Genomic DNA, 16,673 nt, shown 5'->3' with positions numbered 1-16,673 from the left:
CTCTGTTGACTTATTTACGCGATGTTACTTAGATGTTATTTAAAGGAGACGATGCTCTCGGAAAGTGGTCTGCGGTCGTTTGGCGCTTCACGTTCCTGGAGTTCCTTTGGTAAACTATTCTTGTCACCTTGGTATCCCAATGCAATCAATGTCAATACTTCATATTCATCTGGGATTTGTAACAGTTCTCTTGCCTTATCCTTGGAGAACCCGCCAAGTGCGTGGGTCACTAAACCTAGTTGACTGGCTTGTAGCGCCAAGCTCTGCCACGCTGCGCCAGCGTCAAATGCGTAATAGGGATTTAGTTCGCCGTTTGGACGATATTTCTCGGCAATCAACAGAATGAACACAGGGACATGGTTGTCCGTCCACAGACGGTTCCCCGGCATGATGAACTCAGAAAACGTAGCCAACTCTTCTTCAGTTTGCGCAATCATAAAACGCCAAGGCTGTATATTGGACGCAGAAGGCGCGAATCGTGCAGCTTCCAGAATCGTGTAAAGCGTCTCACGCGACACCTTCTTGTCGGAAAAGGCGCGGGGGGACCAACGGTTGAGGTATAGGTTATCAATTGGATAATCTGCGTGCCGAGTCATGGGATATCCTCCTAGCATAGCTCTCTTTGCGAACTATTACTTTTAAGAAACACATTACTATTTGTTATATTGTGAATCAAGCAGACGGATTCGCGCACCGTACGAACGATTTCTAACTGATGTAGCTGACTTTGAACCCAGCTTCACCCCACTCAACTGTGGCGCATGGAAAGGCGCAGGGCGGCATAGATATGTTGTCATCAAGTCTTTGTTTATACCGCTATTTGAGCGCGACAGTTCTAGGCGTTTCATATGTGCCCCTGTGTATTTAGCTGGACGATTCCAAATTTTACGTAAGAATGGAATTCCTCATCATGAAATGCACTATAATGGAGGATAACAAATAGGATAAACGGATTTGCAATGCTGCCAAAAGCGGCAAGATGTACGGGGCATCTCTCTTATTTGCAGAATATTGTATGTGTTCAATCTTACGTGTCAGGTTTGGAGCGGGCGCGTGAATGGCAACACTGACTATATGAATGACTGCATGTTAAGTTCCCGGCGAAGAGGTGTGCGCGTATGAAAAAGCATCCAGACCGAGTTTTTCATCTCTCCATCGCTGTGATTGCTATTTTCGTGACAATTGTTTCTGTCCTTTCTATGATTTACGAGCAGATGCCACCCGCTGTCGGTCGGGTGCTGAGCTTTACGCATATTTGGTCGTCGTTGCATGCGAAGTCCCCATGGCTAGGGGGAACCGCGCAAACTGTCGTGGGGGCGGTAGGGCGTGCGTCGGGGGGCGAATCGGTCCGTGATAAATCCGCCCAACAACCTGCCAATCAAACATTACTGAATGACATCCACATCGAGGCCGTGGGCAAGGGTGCTACTGCAGAGGATGTCGCCAACGCGAAGCGCCTGCTCGAACAGGTGGGCGCACCTTTGCTTATTGAAAAGACCACGGGCATGCCACTTCGGCAACCGGTGACTATTGAAATGATTGGTAACACGTCGGCTTATGATGGAGCCCTCACATCCCTTGGAGTGAATGCGTCGGAGGCGTCGAGCCTTTCGAAGGATACGGGTGGCTTCACGCAGAATAGCACGATTCTCATTCCGTTGGGTCAAAATAAAGATAATGCAGATCTCGCCAACACCCTCACCCACGAACTCACTCACGCTATCTTTAACCAAAACATCAGTTCACTGCCGAGCTGGATGAACGAGGGTATCGCGGTGTACATGGGTATGACGGGGCAGAAGTCGGTAGAAAACGCGATGGCTTATGCGGGGTACGAGCGCCAGTTGGCGGAATCTATCGTCGATGTGGCTAAGCAAAACCAATTGCAGCCCCTCGAGGCTGACGAATCGGTCATTTTGTCTGGGCAAACCGACTACGACTACGAACTGCAGGACTGGCTGGCAGTCTCTGATCTCATCTCGACGGACGGGCTACCTGCGCTTCAGCACTATTTATCTTTATTGCAAAATCACATGGATGAAGCGACTGCTTTTCGCACCGCTTTTGGTCAAACAGAGTCGGCATTTGACGCAAATCTAACCAAACTCCTGCGGGCATCGGCAGCGGCGGCGGACGACGGTGTGACACTTGGCTTTCATATCACGTCGCAGTTCACCGGCAAAATTGACTTTTTGCAGCATGGTAAGACCGAGTGGCAGGGAGTGATGGCGAAGCCTGGTGACTACCAAATCACCGTTCTGGGCGACGGTCGCCTCGAAGGGGCCCTGCCCGCGGTGTCTCCGACACCCGATATCGATCCGGCCGACACCAATACCATCTATATTTCCCTGACGCCAAGTGGACGCCTCACCTGGCAAGGTGAAAAGGTGACCGATTGCGGATTCGCCTTCAACGTGCGCGACGGTCTCTATTCCTTCGAAGACACCTGGATTAGCCTGGCCAGCGGCCAAACCCTCTACGAGTCTACGCCGACGCTCTTTGGCGTTACCATCACCTCCGAGTCGGAAGTGGATGCGGCGAATCCGATTGTGACGCTGCTGTAGTCTTCTGGACATCCTGCGGGAGATATCCGCCGGTCGCGACGTCTACCGCCATCGACCGGGTTTCCGGTGAACCAGGGACGGATCACAGGGACGGATCAATTGTACAAATAGGAGCGTGTTGCTCTGCAGCGGAGATGCACCGTAACATTCGACGTATTCATATTCATCGATGCAAGCGGAAAAATACCTGCTCAATTTTCGGTGCTGTACGTGTGGGTGGTACGTTAGTATGAGGGTGGATACCATCACGAGTTATGGAGGAGCGGTATGGGGCTTATGGCAGACGTTCACAGTACGAAGGAACCGATTTCGACTCAGAAGCAGTGGGAGTACTACAGGGCGCTCATCGAGCGGCGTTCAGATTACGAAGGCGTATTTTATGTCGGCGTCACGTCCACCGGGATCTTCTGTAGACCGACCTGCCCGGCGCGCAAGCCCAAGTTTGAACATTGTGAGTTCTTTCGTGCGGCTCAAGAAGCTTTGCTGGCCTCATATCGGCCATGCAAACGGTGTGAGCCGCTGTCACATCCGGGCAAGGTGGCTGGTATCGTTGAGACGCTTGTCGAAGCAGTCGAGAGAAATCCGGAAAAGCGATGGACCGATGCCGACTTTGAAGCGTTGTCCGTGCATGCGTCGACCGCTCGCCGGCAATTTCGCAAGCGTTTCGGTATGACGTTCGTGCAGTACGCGCGTGCGAGGAGGCTGGGGATTGCGATGAAGGAAATTCGCAGGGGAGAATCTGTGATTGAAGCGCAACTTGAAGCAGGTTATGAATCAGGCAGTGGTTTCCGCGACGCGTTTTCACGCATCATGGGAACGCCGCCATCGCGTATTGAGACGGGGAGGGTGTTATTCGCACACTGGCTCGATACGCCGCTTGGACCGATGCTGGCCATTGCGGACGAAGAAGGACTGTATTTGCTGGAATTTGTGGACCGGCGCGGGCTCGAGCGTGAAATTGAACGACTTCGACAGCGGACCAAATGTGCAGTGATTCCTGGCCGTACATCGCCAATCGATATGATTGAACGCGAGTTGTCGTCGTACTTTGCGGGCTCGTTGGCCTCGTTTACCACGCCTGTCCACGTGTTAGGCACACCGTTTCAACAGCATGTATGGGATGAGCTTAGAAACATTCCGCAGGGTGAGACGAGATCGTACAGCGATATCGCAGCCGCCATCGGCCATCCTGCGGCAGTGCGCGCGGTGGGGCGAGCTAATGGATCTAATCAGTTGGCCATTGTCATACCGTGCCATCGCGTGGTCCAGCAAGATGGCACGCTCGGTGGATATGGTGGCGGTCTGGCGCGGAAACAGTGGCTACTGGAGCATGAGACCCGGTCTCGTTCGGTGGGGTCTGGTCGGGACGCTTAGGGGATCAGTCAACCAAGGTTATCCGCTTTAATGCTGTGTGGCCTTCTTAGTCCCGACAGTACGGATAATTTGCGCAACACGTCGTTGATGGACAGGGCAACCTGTTTCTTCAATTTGACTAATTTTAATGCAATGCTCGGGAGAAATTTGTCTTAGTTCCTGCACATCTTGCGTGGACGCCCGCTGTCGCCGTGCACCGCCGCACGCCCGCGTGCCGTCCCCATCACCTTAGCCCCCCATCTTGGCAGCGCAAAACATCGCCCACCGCATCGTCCCCCATCGCGACGCGCCTTGCGTCATCGTGATATGATGAAGGACGAACCATTGGCATAACGGATAACCGATAACGGAGGCAAAGACTTTGTCGACTCAGTTGCTCGCAGAAGATATGGTGGACGTGCTAGGCGTGCGGTTTCACCGCGTCACCATGGGACAAGCCATCGAAAAAATTCTGTATTGGGTGCAGGATGGACACCATCACATGGTGGTCACAGCAGGGCCGGAGTTTGTCATGCACTGCTTAGCAGACGAATCCTTAAAACAACTCGTCAACTCGGCAGATCTTGTGACGGCGGACGGCATTGGTGTGGTCTGGGCAGCAGCGCGAAGCGGACGGCCAGTGCCGGAACGCGTAACGGGTGTGGAAATGGTACTGGCGCTGCTTGAAGAGGCGCATGCGCGCAAACAGCCACTGCGAGTGTTTTTACTGGGCGCGTCGGAGGATTCGTTGCAAGCGTGCCTGCGCGTGTTGCGGGAACGGTTTCCGGGCGTTGAATTTGCAGGGAGAAACGGGTACTTCACTGCTGAGCAGGTGGGCGACGTCGTGGCGCAGGTGCGGGCGTTTGAGCCAAACCTATTCCTCGTCGGAATGGGGCAGCCAAGACAAGAGCAGTTCATTCGCAGCGTGTTAGGGCGATTACAGCCATGCGTGGCAATCGGCATCGGCGGTTCTATCGACGTATGGGGCGGCACTGTCGCACGAGCACCGGCAGTGTTTCGGAGATTGAACGTCGAGTGGCTCTATCGATTGATGACGCAGCCTAGCCGCCTTCGCAGGCAGATGGCCTTGCCGCGATTTGCGCTGCGGGTAATGCGGGGGCGTGCGGGGCGGAGTTGACGAACACCCGGTAATTTCCAAAATGGCACCCATCGGGCAGTCACGCTAAACCGAGGTGCGTGGTCAGTTCTCCGGCGAACGTCCGCTAACCGGCCTGTGCTGCGTATCGCCTCTGGCGGCTCTAGCTATCGTCAATCCATGGAGTTTCGGCGTGCCAATGAACCCTCGGTATTTTTCGACAAGATGTCAAAAATGATTGACTGAACTTTGGCTTTATACTACGATAGCTTTGTTTTGCAATCGGACAAGCGTCGGAGGAAGCAGCGACTGTTTTAGGGTTGTCCTTAAACAACCGTAGGCGATAATCGGCGGCTTGAAACTAAAGGAGGTACCAGATTGGGGCAAAGACGTTTATTTACCTCGGAATCCGTAACTGAAGGACACCCTGACAAGATTTGTGACCAAATCTCGGATGCAGTGCTAGATGAGATTTTAACATATGATCCCAACGCGCGTGTCGCCTGCGAAACGGCGACGACGACCGGCCTGATTATGGTGGCTGGTGAGATTACGACGAATTGCTATGTCGACATTCCAAAAATCGTTCGCAGGACGATTCGCGATATTGGTTATACGCGTGCGAAGTACGGCTTCGACGCCGATACCTGTGCGGTGATTACCTCGATTGACGAGCAGAGCCCAGACATTGCCCAGGGCGTGGATAAGGCCTTGGAAATCCGTCAATTGAGTGACTCGGATATCGACGAAATTGGCGCTGGCGACCAAGGGTTGATGTTCGGCTTTGCGTGCGATGAGACACCAGAACTCATGCCGCTTCCGATTTCTTTGGCACATCGCCTGTCGCACCGCCTGTCGCAGGTTCGCAAAGACGGCGTGCTCAGCTATTTGCGCCCAGACGGGAAGACCCAGGTTACCATTGAGTACGATGGCGACAAGCCCGTGCGTGTGGACACCATCGTCGTCTCGACCCAGCACGACGAGCAAGTGTCTCTCGAGCAAGTGGAGAGGGATATTAAGGAGCACGTCATCAAACCTATCGTGCCAGAAGCGTTCTTGGACGCAGATACGAAGTACCTCATTAACCCGACCGGACGTTTTGTCATCGGCGGACCGCAGGGCGACGCTGGACTCACCGGTCGTAAAATCATCGTCGACACCTACGGTGGTTATGCGCGGCATGGTGGCGGGGCGTTTTCAGGGAAGGATCCGACGAAGGTTGATCGCAGTGGTGCATACGCCGCCCGCTACGTCGCGAAGAACGTCGTGGCTGCTGGCTTGGCGCGCAAGTGCGAAGTGCAAGTGGCATATGCGATTGGTGTCGCCCAACCGGTGTCCATCGCGGTCGATACTTACGGTACGGGTCGTATCTCGGACGAGGCCATTGTCAAGATGATTCGTGAGGAATTTGATTTGCGCCCGGCGGCTATCATTCGCGATCTCGACCTGCGTCGCCCAATTTACCGTCAAACCGCGGCCTACGGTCACTTCGGACGTTTGGATGTCGAGCTTCCATGGGAACGCACGGACAAAGTGGACGCGCTGACGGCGCGTGCGGCGGCGTTTAACTGAGAGCGTCAACTGTAGGGTGTTGCCCAGTGCATTTTGGACGATAAAAAATCTAAAATCTTTTTCGGACGACCCCCACATCGTCGTGGGGGAGGACGAACATTATAGCATCACCCTTACCCCATGTTTTGCGTCAGTGCCATATGGTGCTGGCGCCCTTTTTTTTGTGCAAAAAAGCCTCGCTTTTTCCAGAAGTCCTCGTGAATCATTTGTCGATTCCTGTTATCCTGTAATGTAGCCGGTCCGAAATATACATAAAAGGAGTGGTCGGCCTGGTGCAGGAACGTGTGTGGGGTATTGCGATTGCAGAAGACAATGAAGCGTTTCGGGTGATGCTTCGGGACATCGTCGAGTATGAACCAGACATGGCTGTCGTCGCATTGTGGAAGAACGGCCGTGAAGTCATAGAGCAAATTGGCGACATGAAGCCGGATATCTTGCTGCTCGACGTCAATATGCCGGTGATGGACGGCATTGAGACGGTCCGGATGTTGAATCAGCGACCGCTTGATACAAAAGTCATCATGCTCACGATGCACGATGACGAAGATGTGGTGATGCAAAGTCTTCGTTATGGTGCGTCGGCGTACTTGGTGAAGGACGGCGCGGCAGACGATATCGTTCGGGCGATTCGAGAGGTGGCGGCGGGCCGCGCGATGGTTCACCCGCAAGTGACACCCATTCTATTGAACGCTGTTGCCCAGATGAGTCGTCTCAACGAGTCTTGGAAGGAGATTTTGACCGCTCGCGAATACGATGTGCTTCGCGAGATGGCAAAGGGGAGGACCAACGAGCAAATCTCGGAGGACTTACACATCTCCGTCAAGACGGTGAAGAATCACGTGTCGCACATTCTCGCAAAACTGAATGTCCCCGATAGGGCGCAGGCATCATTGCATGCCCTGCGGCACCGTTGGGTCAATCTCTGACGGTGCCGCCGTCACCTCTTCCCACATATGTTGTGGCAGGGGGTGACGCTTGTGTGGGCACTAATGGTCGTTGCGGCGTTTGCCGTATATGGGGTTCTCGTCATCGCCTGGCAGTTGTGGGGGTGGCTTGTGAAAAACCATGAACAAGGGAAATCTGTGTACTTTATCATCGTCACTGAAAATGCGGAACGAGATATTGAGATGGTGCTTCGGCGGATTCACCACAAGTGCCTATCCATCGCGTACCCGACGTACGTGTGTCTCGTCGATGCCGGTTCCACAGATTTAACCCTCGCCATTGCAGAGCGGATGGCGCGCAAGGGCTTGCCGCTTGATATGTTATGTGCACAAACGCTCGATGAAGCGCTAACCATAGCGGGGAGGTATGGAGAATCAGCGGGTGCCATTCGTTGCATTTACCAAGTGAAACGGGACGAAGGGTTGACCACCATCGTCCGCTAAGGCGAGAAATTGACCGAGACAAGCGACCCCGCTCAGAGGTAGAGCGGGGTTTGTGACGTTTGTGGTGCCATCAGGCGCTCCATTTGTCGGCAGTAATGAATGACCCAGTCCGTCTCGCTAAGTTCCCCATACCAGAGGACGAGCAGTGCACAGGCGCGGATGCGGTGTTTTGTCTCGGCGGATGGGGGATAATCGTCGACGAGCGGCTTGAGTCGGTCAATACCGCTTTGAATATCGCCGCGAATGACAGCTAGTTGGGCATCAATGATCTCCAGACGGATGGTGTTTTCGGCCAAATCTCGTTGTGAGTGATAATTCGCTAAGGCTCGCAATACTTCGCGGGCTTGTTTGGCGCGGTGTTCGGCGTGATCGAACTGGCCTGACGCGAGTAATTTTTCAATTTGTTCGCACGCTGTCACGAGGAACGCATCTGGGTAGATAGATGTCATGGCGAGTGCAGCTTGCTGCCATGGGTCACGCTCGATGCTGTCTCCCTCGATATCTGAGAGACGCGTTTGGATCACGACGACATGCTCGACGAGTCGGGAGAAGGTGAACAGGGTATTCGCTTTGTCGGCCAGGATTTTGGCTCGGGCGGGGTCACTTGTGATACAGTCCAATGCGTCGGCCACAAGGCGATCACACACCGAACGCAAATCAGGCGTTTCCGCCGTCAATGCGCGGGCCTGTTGCAGATAGTTCCCTGGGTTCGGAAAGTGGCCTGGATGATCTTCTATGAGTTGCTGCAATTGCAACATAATTTCTGTCATCAATACAATCAAATCCATGTTGGCCATCGCGTTGCTCTGGCGGAGCGCATGGCCGATTTCAAGCGCCCGCGACCACTCGTGCATCGCACCGTCGACATTCGTGAGCCCTGCTTCGACGTAACCCGACTCCTTGCAGACGAAAAACAGCAGGCGCTGGTCCTGTGTTCTGTACGCCAGTTCGCGGAGGTGTTCGAGATGGCCTGTTGCTTCGTGATACTGGCCGAGCTTCCGGTAGGTTTGAGCCAGTGTAAGGACATACTCTTGGTGCGTTAAGCCTTGCTCCGGCGCCGACTGAATCGACTCTAGTTGCTCGCGTGCGGCCACTGCGTCGCCGATAGCTGATTGATAGGTCGCGATGGTGAGTCGGGCGTTGAAGAGAAATTGATCATCCATTTCATTCATGAAATACTCCACGGGCATGCCTAACCGATTGGCGATTTCCATCAGTAGTGGGTAGGAAGGCTTTGCTCTATCCGCTTCAATCTGGCTGATCATACTTGGGGTCACGAGATCTCCACCCAGGTCAGACTGCGTGAGGCCCCGCTTTATTCGAATCTCTCGAATTTTCTCTCCGATAGTCATTGGTCATCACCCAATTCTGACAAATTCATTAATTATGTTCACACAGCACGCGTCATTTGACAAGCTATCCATCTATTTTTCGTCACTCCGTGTTTTTTCAATTATCTGTCGTATATCTGTGGTGGTTTGGAAAAAATCTTTACAAAACCACACTAGAACCTCTAGGCGTGTCTTCGGTACAATACGCGTAGAAACACTGATATGGAGGAACGCCAGTGCCAACTGTTCTAATTGTCGACGACGAAGAATCTATCCGTACATTGGTGGAATACAATTTTCAGCGCTCTGGCTTTGATGTAGAAGCCGTCGGAGATGGGAAGGCCGCCTATGATATTCTGCGGTCCAGAGCGGACAGATTTGATTTAGTTGTGCTCGATTTGATGCTGCCAGGCATGGACGGCATGGAAATTTGCCGCAAATTGCGTCAGGAACAAGTTTCCGTGCCAATTATCCTATTGACTGCGCGCGACGAGGAAGTCGACCTCGTACTTGGCCTCGAGTTGGGCGCTGACGACTATGTGACTAAGCCTTTTAGCCCGCGCGAACTGGTCGCCCGCGCTCGCGCGGTGTTGCGGCGCAGTGAGACGTCTGCGGTGGAGCAAACGGCGAAGACGACTGTGAAACCGGAGAAGATTCTGCGGGTGGGCAACATCGCGCTCGATGTGTCTCGCCACGAGGTGCGCGTCGGTGGTGAACTAATGGATTTCACGCCGAAGGAATTCGAGTTGCTTCAATATTTTATGGAGAACCCAGAGCATGTCCTCTCTCGCGACCAATTGCTCGACCGCGTTTGGGGCTACAGTAGCGCGACGGACACGCGCATTGTCGACGTTCATGTTTCTCATTTGCGCGAGAAGATTGAGCAAAACTCGAAAAACCCGATGTACATCCGTACAGTGCGGGGGATTGGCTACAAATTTACCGAGGCTGCGACTACCTCATGACGACGTTTTTTATTGGTTTCCTCGTTGGCCTGTTGGTAATGGTAATTCCATTCTGGTTGCGCGCGCGTTCGACGAAAGCGACGCGGCAGCACCTCATTGATTCGCTTGAAGCGATTGGGTCGGGTCGTCACGACGTGCGTATGTACCCGTATCGAAGTCCCGGTGCGGAAATGCCGGTGTTTGACGCATTCAACCGCATGAGTGAGCACGTCGAGCGAACGTTTGAGGAGATGTCGCAGGAGCGCGACTTGTTGCGCCACATTCTGCAGAACATGACGACGGGCGTCATCTATTTGCGCAGTGACGGCGAGGTGCAAATGGTCAATGAGGCTGCGGCGCGCTTGTTTCGGCGGCCTGTTGAGCAATGGCGTGACAGAGATCACTGGACTGTGTTCCGCAACTATCATCTGGGTGCGGCGGTTGATCACGCTTTGCTCTTTGGCACGCCATGGACGGACGAGTTGGTGATTCGCGAGGGGACGACGGTGCGTATCCGATTAGTGCCTATCTTATCGAGTGCGCGCACGCAAAACCGTCCAGACCACGCACACGATGTGCTGATGCTTGTGACAGATGTCTCCGAGTGGCGGCGTCTGGAACATATGCGCAGTGAATTTGTCGCCAATGTTTCACATGAGTTGAAAACGCCGATTGCGGCCATCCGCGGGTTTGCTGAGACGCTCCTTGACGAAGAGGAGGAGGCATCCAATGCGGCCCCTGCGCAGGATGTGAACCATTCCATGCGCCAGAAGTTCCTGCGCACGATTTACGACGAGTCGATACGCATGGGGAATCTCGTGCAAGATTTGCTGGAACTCTCGAAGTTGGAGGCGACAGATAGTCGCGTCGAACCTATTTCTGTCGACCTGCAATCGATTGTCGATAGGGCTTTCGAACGCGTGCGTCACACGGCTACGGCTCGCCACATTGAACTTCGCTTGGAGCACGTGCCGCGTGTGAATGTCTGGGCTGATCCGGACATGCTCTTGCAAGTCTTCCTGAACCTGCTTGCCAACGCCATCCATTATTCACCAGATGGCAGTATGGTGACGGTGACGTGGGATGTGCTCATCGACAGAGTGAAAGTCCATGTCCGCGATAACGGATCAGGCATTCCGAAAGAATCTTTAAATCGCGTATTCGAGCGCTTTTATCGCGTTGAAAAACATCGCAGCCGCGCATCGGGCGGTACGGGGCTGGGACTTGCCATCGTCAAGCACATCGTAACGGCGCTTGGCGGCGAGGTCGGCGTCGACAGTGTCGAGGGGGAAGGCAGCGACTTCTGGTTCACCCTGTCGCGCCTGGATACGAATATCGTCAACTTGCCATTTGGCATCAAGTGATAAGGCCTATCGTCGGCGGTACGCGTTTGTGAAACCGTCGCGTCTCGACGGCGACGAAAGGATGTGCGTGCACAGTGAACGAGCGCATCGCGTGGCGGTATCGCTTGCGTCAATTGAGCAACGTGATGCTCAATTGGGTGTTTCCGACCGATGAAACGTTGTGTGTACTTTGTGGGCGTCCCGTCGTCGAGGCACCTGTCGTTGCGACGACATACAAACATTCGCATGCGAAGGCACATCGGGACAAGCGCCAGATGTGTCTCTTTTGTCTACAGGACGCGCAAGGTTGCGCGCCACAGCCAGCACACCAACAATTGCAGCTTCAATCCCCGAAGCGTCCGCTTGACGTCTACAGTTGCATTCCATATGACCACTTCATCCGAAATCTCATCCGTGCTTGGAAATACGACGGTGTCATTGAGTTGACCCAGTGGTTCAGCGAGATGGCCGCCCAGACGCTCGACGCCCTCACCGAAACGGAATCGCTTGCGTTTGATGTCGCCGTGCCGGTTCCTTCCACGCGTGAGCGAACGCGCAAACGCGGTTACAATCACGTCCGGCTCCTGCTTGAACACGCCACAAGCCACCTGGCGCTTCGCACGGCGCCGGCTTTAGTTCGCGTTCAAACAAGTGGCTCAGGCTTTACCCAGTCGCAGACGGCCAAGACGCGAGCTGATCGGCAGGCAGGCCTGATGCGGGCTTATGAACACAATAAGCAAATTTCTGTTCGCGGATCCCGCGTGTTGCTGATGGACGACATTGTCACTACGGGCGCGACCCTCGCCGCTTGTGCCGAGCGACTGTACCATGCTGGTGCAGTATCTGTGTGTGCCATCGTGATTGCTCGAGTTCTCTAAGCTTGCCATGTCCAGCAGGGATTGGACTAGGGGGATGGCGAATTAGTCTTTTTCAGAGATTGATCTGACATGTCGACTCCATTTGTGTGACGAAACGACAACGATTTACGATTCTTCGATGTTTCCCGACATTTTTTGCAGATATAATAGCGGCAGCGGGAGGAATGGACAGTGCCGATAACAAACTGTAAACGATGTGGGCGGATGTACAACCGAGTGGGCCGCGATATCTGCCCCAACTGCATCCGTGAGGAAGATAGGATGCTCACGGAAATCCGGAATTTTTTGCGCAAAAACAAACTTGCCAATATCGCGGAGGTGGCCGAAGGCACACATGTCGAATACGAGATTATTGTCGATATGATTCGTGATGGGCGGCTGATTCTCAGAAATCATCCAAATATGTCGTACGCTTGTGAGCGCTGCGGCAAGCCGACTCAATCAGGGCGCTTCTGTGGGAGTTGTACGCAAGAACTGGCGCGCAGCTTGAGTGCGGCGAGCGCAGAACTCCGGGCGAAAAACGCGCAGACGAAGTCTGGTAAAGGTTTTTATAGCCGAAATGACGTGGGACGACTTGATTGATGTGTGTGTCATTGAACGCGTATCAGCTTTGCCTGTTCGGATATAGAATTTTGAATAAACATAGAGGTTGATGAAGCCATGAGTATGGCATATCAAGCATATCAAACATGGGATAAGCAGCAGGAGAGCGACCGCATTGAGGCACACCTGCCGCTCGTCTACAGCCTGGCGTCGAGTCTCGCACCACGAGCGACTCTCGTCGGGTTGGAGATGGGGGATTTGGTTCATACAGGTGTCCTTGGCCTTTATACGGCCGCCGCTTCTTTCGAGGAGAACCGCGGAAGTACGTTCGGGGCGTACGCCAAACCGTTTGTCCGCGGGGCGATGCTGGATGAAATTGCGCGTCATAAAAACGAACCCCGAGCGGTTCGGGATAAGTACCGAAAGATTCGCGACGCCGAGGAGAAGCTCGTACGAGAATTGATGCGTGAGCCGACAGATGCGGAACTGGCTACTGAGATTGGCATTGAGATGAAAACGTTGAACCATTGGTTGATTGACATCGGTATGCGCGATAGGGCGTCGCTCGAAGACCTCGCTGAGCGCTCCTCGTTCGATCACGCCGACACCACCACCGACCGCCAACCGGAACTCCACTTTCTCAAGCGCGAATCGAAGCAATTGTTGGTTGCCGCGCTCGCCAAGTTGCCACAGCGCGAACAACAATTGCTCTACCTGTACTACCAAGAGGAACTGACGCTCAAAGAGATTGGCTACGTGCTCGACCTCAGTGAGTCGCAGGTTTCTCGCACACACAAAAAGGCATTGTCTGCATTGCAAAAGCTGCTTGCCGAAGAAGACTGACGCCGGTGCAAGTTTTTGCTTCGGTTTCCGATGTAATGACGTAGATACTTGTGGATGGACTCATGATGGGGGTGAAGCGGATGAACATATCCGATTCGATACAGTCGCGTAGCGGGCAAGCACCGTATGCGGCGCAAAATCAAAATGTGCGCGCTGACAACAAGACGAGCGCGAAGACAACGGGGCAAACCGCGTCCAACCAGGCGCGTCTCGATGCACTGAAGGCGAAAATGCAGTCGGGCGAGCCTGTGAATCTGAACGCGTTAGCAGACAGCATGTTGAAAAAGGGTGCATTTATTGACGTGCAGGCGTGAGTTTGGGCTTGTTGCGCCCGGGCGTGGGAATGACGCACGGGTTGGACGAAATGGTGCATATTTCCTTGTTTGACGGTACCACTAGATTGATTGGATAGACCGGAGGGACATCATGCCGGAATTAAGCGCACGCCTTCTTGACGTATTGAAAGAGACGCTCGAATGCGAGGAACGCATTTGTTGTTTGATGGAACAACATAAGAAACTGTTGATTGCGGGCCGTGAGGTGACGGCGGAATCGATATTGGACGAGATTCAACAACTGTGCTCCTCAGTCTCCGCCTCTGAATCGAGGCGGGAAGCCGTTGTGCGTGAGATTGCAGAGGTCGAAGGGTTGGACCCGACGGCACTAACCGCAAACAAGTTATTAGAGTTGCCATCTCTTCTTTCTATACGTGAAGAATTGGCTTTCGTCACAACGAGGCTGCGTCAAGTTGTGAAGGGGATTGTTCAGTTGCGGGACGAAATCGAAGCCTTGGCGCTTCATGCAAAAGCATATTCCGATTTCGTGTTGTCCATGTTGCAGCAGAACGCCCAGACGAAGCCATATGGCTCAGCGACTTTACCGTACAGTCGATTTATTAGTGTCAGAACTTGAGAGGGGCGGGTTCTCGTGCTCGGAACATTCCTTGGATTACAGACTTCGCTACGCGGTCTTGAGACGGCGCAGGCGGGGATTAATACGGTTTCTAATAATATCGGTAATGAAAATACGCCTGGCTATGCGCGTGAAATCGTGGACATAGGTGAAATGCCCTCACTCGAGATACCGGGTGGAAATGATGTGATGGTGGGGCAGGGTGCTCAAGCTGTCCAAGTTCAGCGCGTGACGAATCAATTTTTAAATGCTCAGTACCAACAACAAAACTCGTTATTAAGTCAAGCCACTGTGGAGCAAACCACCTTGAATCAGGTTTCTGGGATCATCAATGAACCGTCTAGTACCGGTATTTCTAATGCGCTTGAACAATTTTACCAGGCTTGGGACACGTTGAGCGGAGATGCGTCAGATCTTAGCTCCCGTACAGCTGTCGTCGATGCGGCACAGACGCTGACGCAGGTTATCAATCAAACGGCCAATCAATTAAGTTCGCTCTCCTCGAATGTTTCGTCTTCCTTGTCTGACTCGGTGACTCAGGCCAACAGTTTGTTGAGTCAAATCGCCAGTGTGAGCAATGAAATTGCAAAGGTTCAGCAGTCTGGTGCGCAGCCAAATAGTCTACTGGACCAACGGGATGCACTGCTCAATCAACTTTCTCAATATGTCAGTTTCCAAACGCAGACTACGACGACATCGGCTGGGGGCGTTTCCTATGACCAGTTTTCGCTGACGCTGACGGGGATGTCTGACCCAATTATTGATGGTAGTCAAACGGATTTTAGTCAGTCGACGCCGCCGGCGAATCTTGTGGGTAACCTTTCCATTTCGAGTAAAGGTGAACTGGAAGTTGTCCCGACGAGCAACTCCACGTTGAGTGGGACGTCGGTTCTCTCCGGCCAAAGCGGGGAAATTCAGGGGTATCAGGATTCTTTGGCCGACATTCAAAGCTATCAGAACGAGTTGGACGTATTGGCTCAGAGTTTGGCTGGTCCTAGCACCTCGACACTGACAAGCGATTGGACGATTCCTGGTGATGCGGTGAACAGTCCGCCTTACAACACAATGGAAGTTGGGTCTTCCAATCAGAACTTAAGTGATTACGTAAAGACGCTAACGCCAAATCCCGATGGTAGTTACACCATCCCTTCTGGAACCAGCATCACGACGACGTTGGGAGCGATGTCGGTGACTTTGGACGGTGCCATGGACATCACGTCAAGCACGCCGTCCGCATTGGACAATCTTCAAATTGTATTGCCGGATGGAACGAAGAGTACAATCGGTGATTATGGACAGTCGCAGTTACCGGAAGGTACGACAATCGTGGGTGTTGGTCTCAATCAACTCCTACAACTGGGTTACTCCGAGAACGGACCGGGTAAACCCCTGTTTACGACACCTGTGACTGCGGATGGTCAGCCTATTTCAGCATCCAACATCACGGTTCAGTTGGAAGCGTCTGATCTCGCAGCGGGAACAACAGTCGCTGATTCCAGTGCAAATCCACCGGTTGCGGTGTCTGGTGATGGCTCGCTCGCCACTTTGATTGCGAATATGGCGAATACAAAAATGTCCTTCCCAAGTCCATCAGCTCCTGGTGTGACGCCGTCGTCCAGCCAATTGACTGGGACATTGAGCGATTATCTGACTTCGGTGGTAGGGCAACTGGGCCTTCAGGGTCAACAAGCGAACAATACGGTGTCGACCCAAACTAGTTTGGTCCAACAATTGAGCAATGAGCAACAAAGTGTATCAGGCGTGTCGACCGACGAAGAAATGACAAACATGATTAGCTATCAGCAGGCCTATAACGCTTCTGCGGAAGTCATTTCGACCATAAACGACATGCTGACCGCATTGATGCAGAATGTCTAAATGCTGACTTTCATAGAGAGTGGGGATT

General features: G+C 53.2%; 16 protein-coding genes. 14 read left to right on the top strand and 2 right to left on the bottom strand.

Features of this window, described 5'->3' with window-relative positions; genetic code table 11:
* Window positions 1–35 precede the first annotated feature (35 nt).
* On the bottom strand, window positions 36–596 hold the full coding sequence (locus tag J3482_RS11675; RefSeq protein WP_223204215.1) for a nitroreductase family protein: 561 nt from the start codon (window positions 594–596) through the stop codon (window positions 36–38).
* Window positions 597–1,118: 522 nt separating this feature from the next.
* Between J3482_RS11675 and J3482_RS11670 the strand changes: the two genes are divergently transcribed.
* The 6 genes from J3482_RS11670 (at window position 1,119) to J3482_RS11645 (ending at window position 7,973) form a co-directional block, all read left to right on the top strand.
* Complete coding sequence (locus tag J3482_RS11670; RefSeq protein WP_206917094.1) at window positions 1,119–2,564, top strand: gluzincin family metallopeptidase; 1,446 nt, start codon at window positions 1,119–1,121, stop codon at window positions 2,562–2,564.
* 276 nt (window positions 2,565–2,840) lie between these two features.
* Window positions 2,841–3,938 (top strand): bifunctional transcriptional activator/DNA repair enzyme AdaA, encoded by a 1,098-nt coding sequence (locus tag J3482_RS11665; protein ID WP_146823936.1) that lies wholly within the window; start codon window positions 2,841–2,843, stop codon window positions 3,936–3,938.
* A 361-nt stretch (window positions 3,939–4,299) separates the two neighbouring features.
* Entirely contained in the window at window positions 4,300–5,055 is a 756-nt protein-coding gene (locus J3482_RS11660; RefSeq protein WP_146823889.1) for a WecB/TagA/CpsF family glycosyltransferase, read from the top strand.
* 336 nt (window positions 5,056–5,391) lie between these two features.
* Window positions 5,392–6,585 (top strand): methionine adenosyltransferase, encoded by a 1,194-nt coding sequence (gene metK / locus J3482_RS11655; protein WP_146823890.1) that lies wholly within the window; start codon window positions 5,392–5,394, stop codon window positions 6,583–6,585.
* A gap of 272 nt (window positions 6,586–6,857) precedes the next feature.
* Window positions 6,858–7,511: a response regulator gene (locus J3482_RS11650; RefSeq protein ID WP_146823891.1), complete on the top strand. Its 654-nt coding sequence runs from the start codon at window positions 6,858–6,860 to the stop codon at window positions 7,509–7,511.
* Between the two features lie 51 nt (window positions 7,512–7,562).
* Window positions 7,563–7,973 carry a glycosyltransferase family protein gene (locus J3482_RS11645; RefSeq protein WP_146823892.1) on the top strand — a complete coding sequence of 137 codons (411 nt, stop codon included), beginning with the start codon at window positions 7,563–7,565 and terminating at the stop codon, window positions 7,971–7,973.
* A gap of 32 nt (window positions 7,974–8,005) precedes the next feature.
* Here J3482_RS11645 and J3482_RS11640 read toward each other — a convergent pair whose 3' ends face one another.
* The gene (locus J3482_RS11640; RefSeq protein ID WP_146823893.1) at window positions 8,006–9,325 is read right to left on the bottom strand and encodes a helix-turn-helix domain-containing protein; all 1,320 of its coding nucleotides are present in this window, start codon (window positions 9,323–9,325) and stop codon (window positions 8,006–8,008) included.
* 215 nt (window positions 9,326–9,540) lie between these two features.
* Between J3482_RS11640 and J3482_RS11635 the strand changes: the two genes are divergently transcribed.
* The 8 genes from J3482_RS11635 (at window position 9,541) to flgK (ending at window position 16,645) form a co-directional block, all read left to right on the top strand.
* Window positions 9,541–10,269: a response regulator gene (locus tag J3482_RS11635; RefSeq protein WP_146823894.1), complete on the top strand. Its 729-nt coding sequence runs from the start codon at window positions 9,541–9,543 to the stop codon at window positions 10,267–10,269.
* Complete coding sequence (locus J3482_RS11630) at window positions 10,266–11,612, top strand: sensor histidine kinase (RefSeq protein ID WP_146823895.1); 1,347 nt, start codon at window positions 10,266–10,268, stop codon at window positions 11,610–11,612. Before J3482_RS11635 ends, J3482_RS11630 begins: the two co-directional genes overlap by 4 nt.
* A 74-nt stretch (window positions 11,613–11,686) precedes the next feature.
* Window positions 11,687–12,469, top strand: a complete 783-nt coding sequence (locus tag J3482_RS21550) for a ComF family protein (RefSeq protein WP_146823896.1) — start codon at window positions 11,687–11,689, stop codon at window positions 12,467–12,469.
* A gap of 171 nt (window positions 12,470–12,640) precedes the next feature.
* Window positions 12,641–13,051 (top strand): TIGR03826 family flagellar region protein, encoded by a 411-nt coding sequence (locus J3482_RS11620; protein WP_223204216.1) that lies wholly within the window; start codon window positions 12,641–12,643, stop codon window positions 13,049–13,051.
* 78 nt (window positions 13,052–13,129) lie between these two features.
* On the top strand, window positions 13,130–13,855 hold the full coding sequence (locus J3482_RS11615; protein ID WP_146823897.1) for a sigma-70 family RNA polymerase sigma factor: 726 nt from the start codon (window positions 13,130–13,132) through the stop codon (window positions 13,853–13,855).
* Between the two features lie 80 nt (window positions 13,856–13,935).
* Window positions 13,936–14,169, top strand: a complete 234-nt coding sequence (locus tag J3482_RS11610) for a hypothetical protein (RefSeq protein ID WP_146823898.1) — start codon at window positions 13,936–13,938, stop codon at window positions 14,167–14,169.
* 112 nt (window positions 14,170–14,281) lie between these two features.
* On the top strand, window positions 14,282–14,767 hold the full coding sequence (gene flgN / locus J3482_RS11605) for a flagellar export chaperone FlgN (RefSeq protein ID WP_146823899.1): 486 nt from the start codon (window positions 14,282–14,284) through the stop codon (window positions 14,765–14,767).
* 15 nt (window positions 14,768–14,782) lie between these two features.
* Window positions 14,783–16,645 carry a flagellar hook-associated protein FlgK gene (gene flgK / locus J3482_RS21545; RefSeq protein ID WP_146823900.1) on the top strand — a complete coding sequence of 621 codons (1,863 nt, stop codon included), beginning with the start codon at window positions 14,783–14,785 and terminating at the stop codon, window positions 16,643–16,645.
* Window positions 16,646–16,673: the final 28 nt, after the last annotated feature.

It is taken from the genome of Alicyclobacillus suci (assembly GCF_017329615.1).
GTDB lineage: Bacteria > Bacillota > Bacilli > Alicyclobacillales > Alicyclobacillaceae > Alicyclobacillus > Alicyclobacillus suci.
Note: the sequence above shows the minus strand (reverse complement) of the source record. Positions and strands in the feature narration are given on the sequence as shown.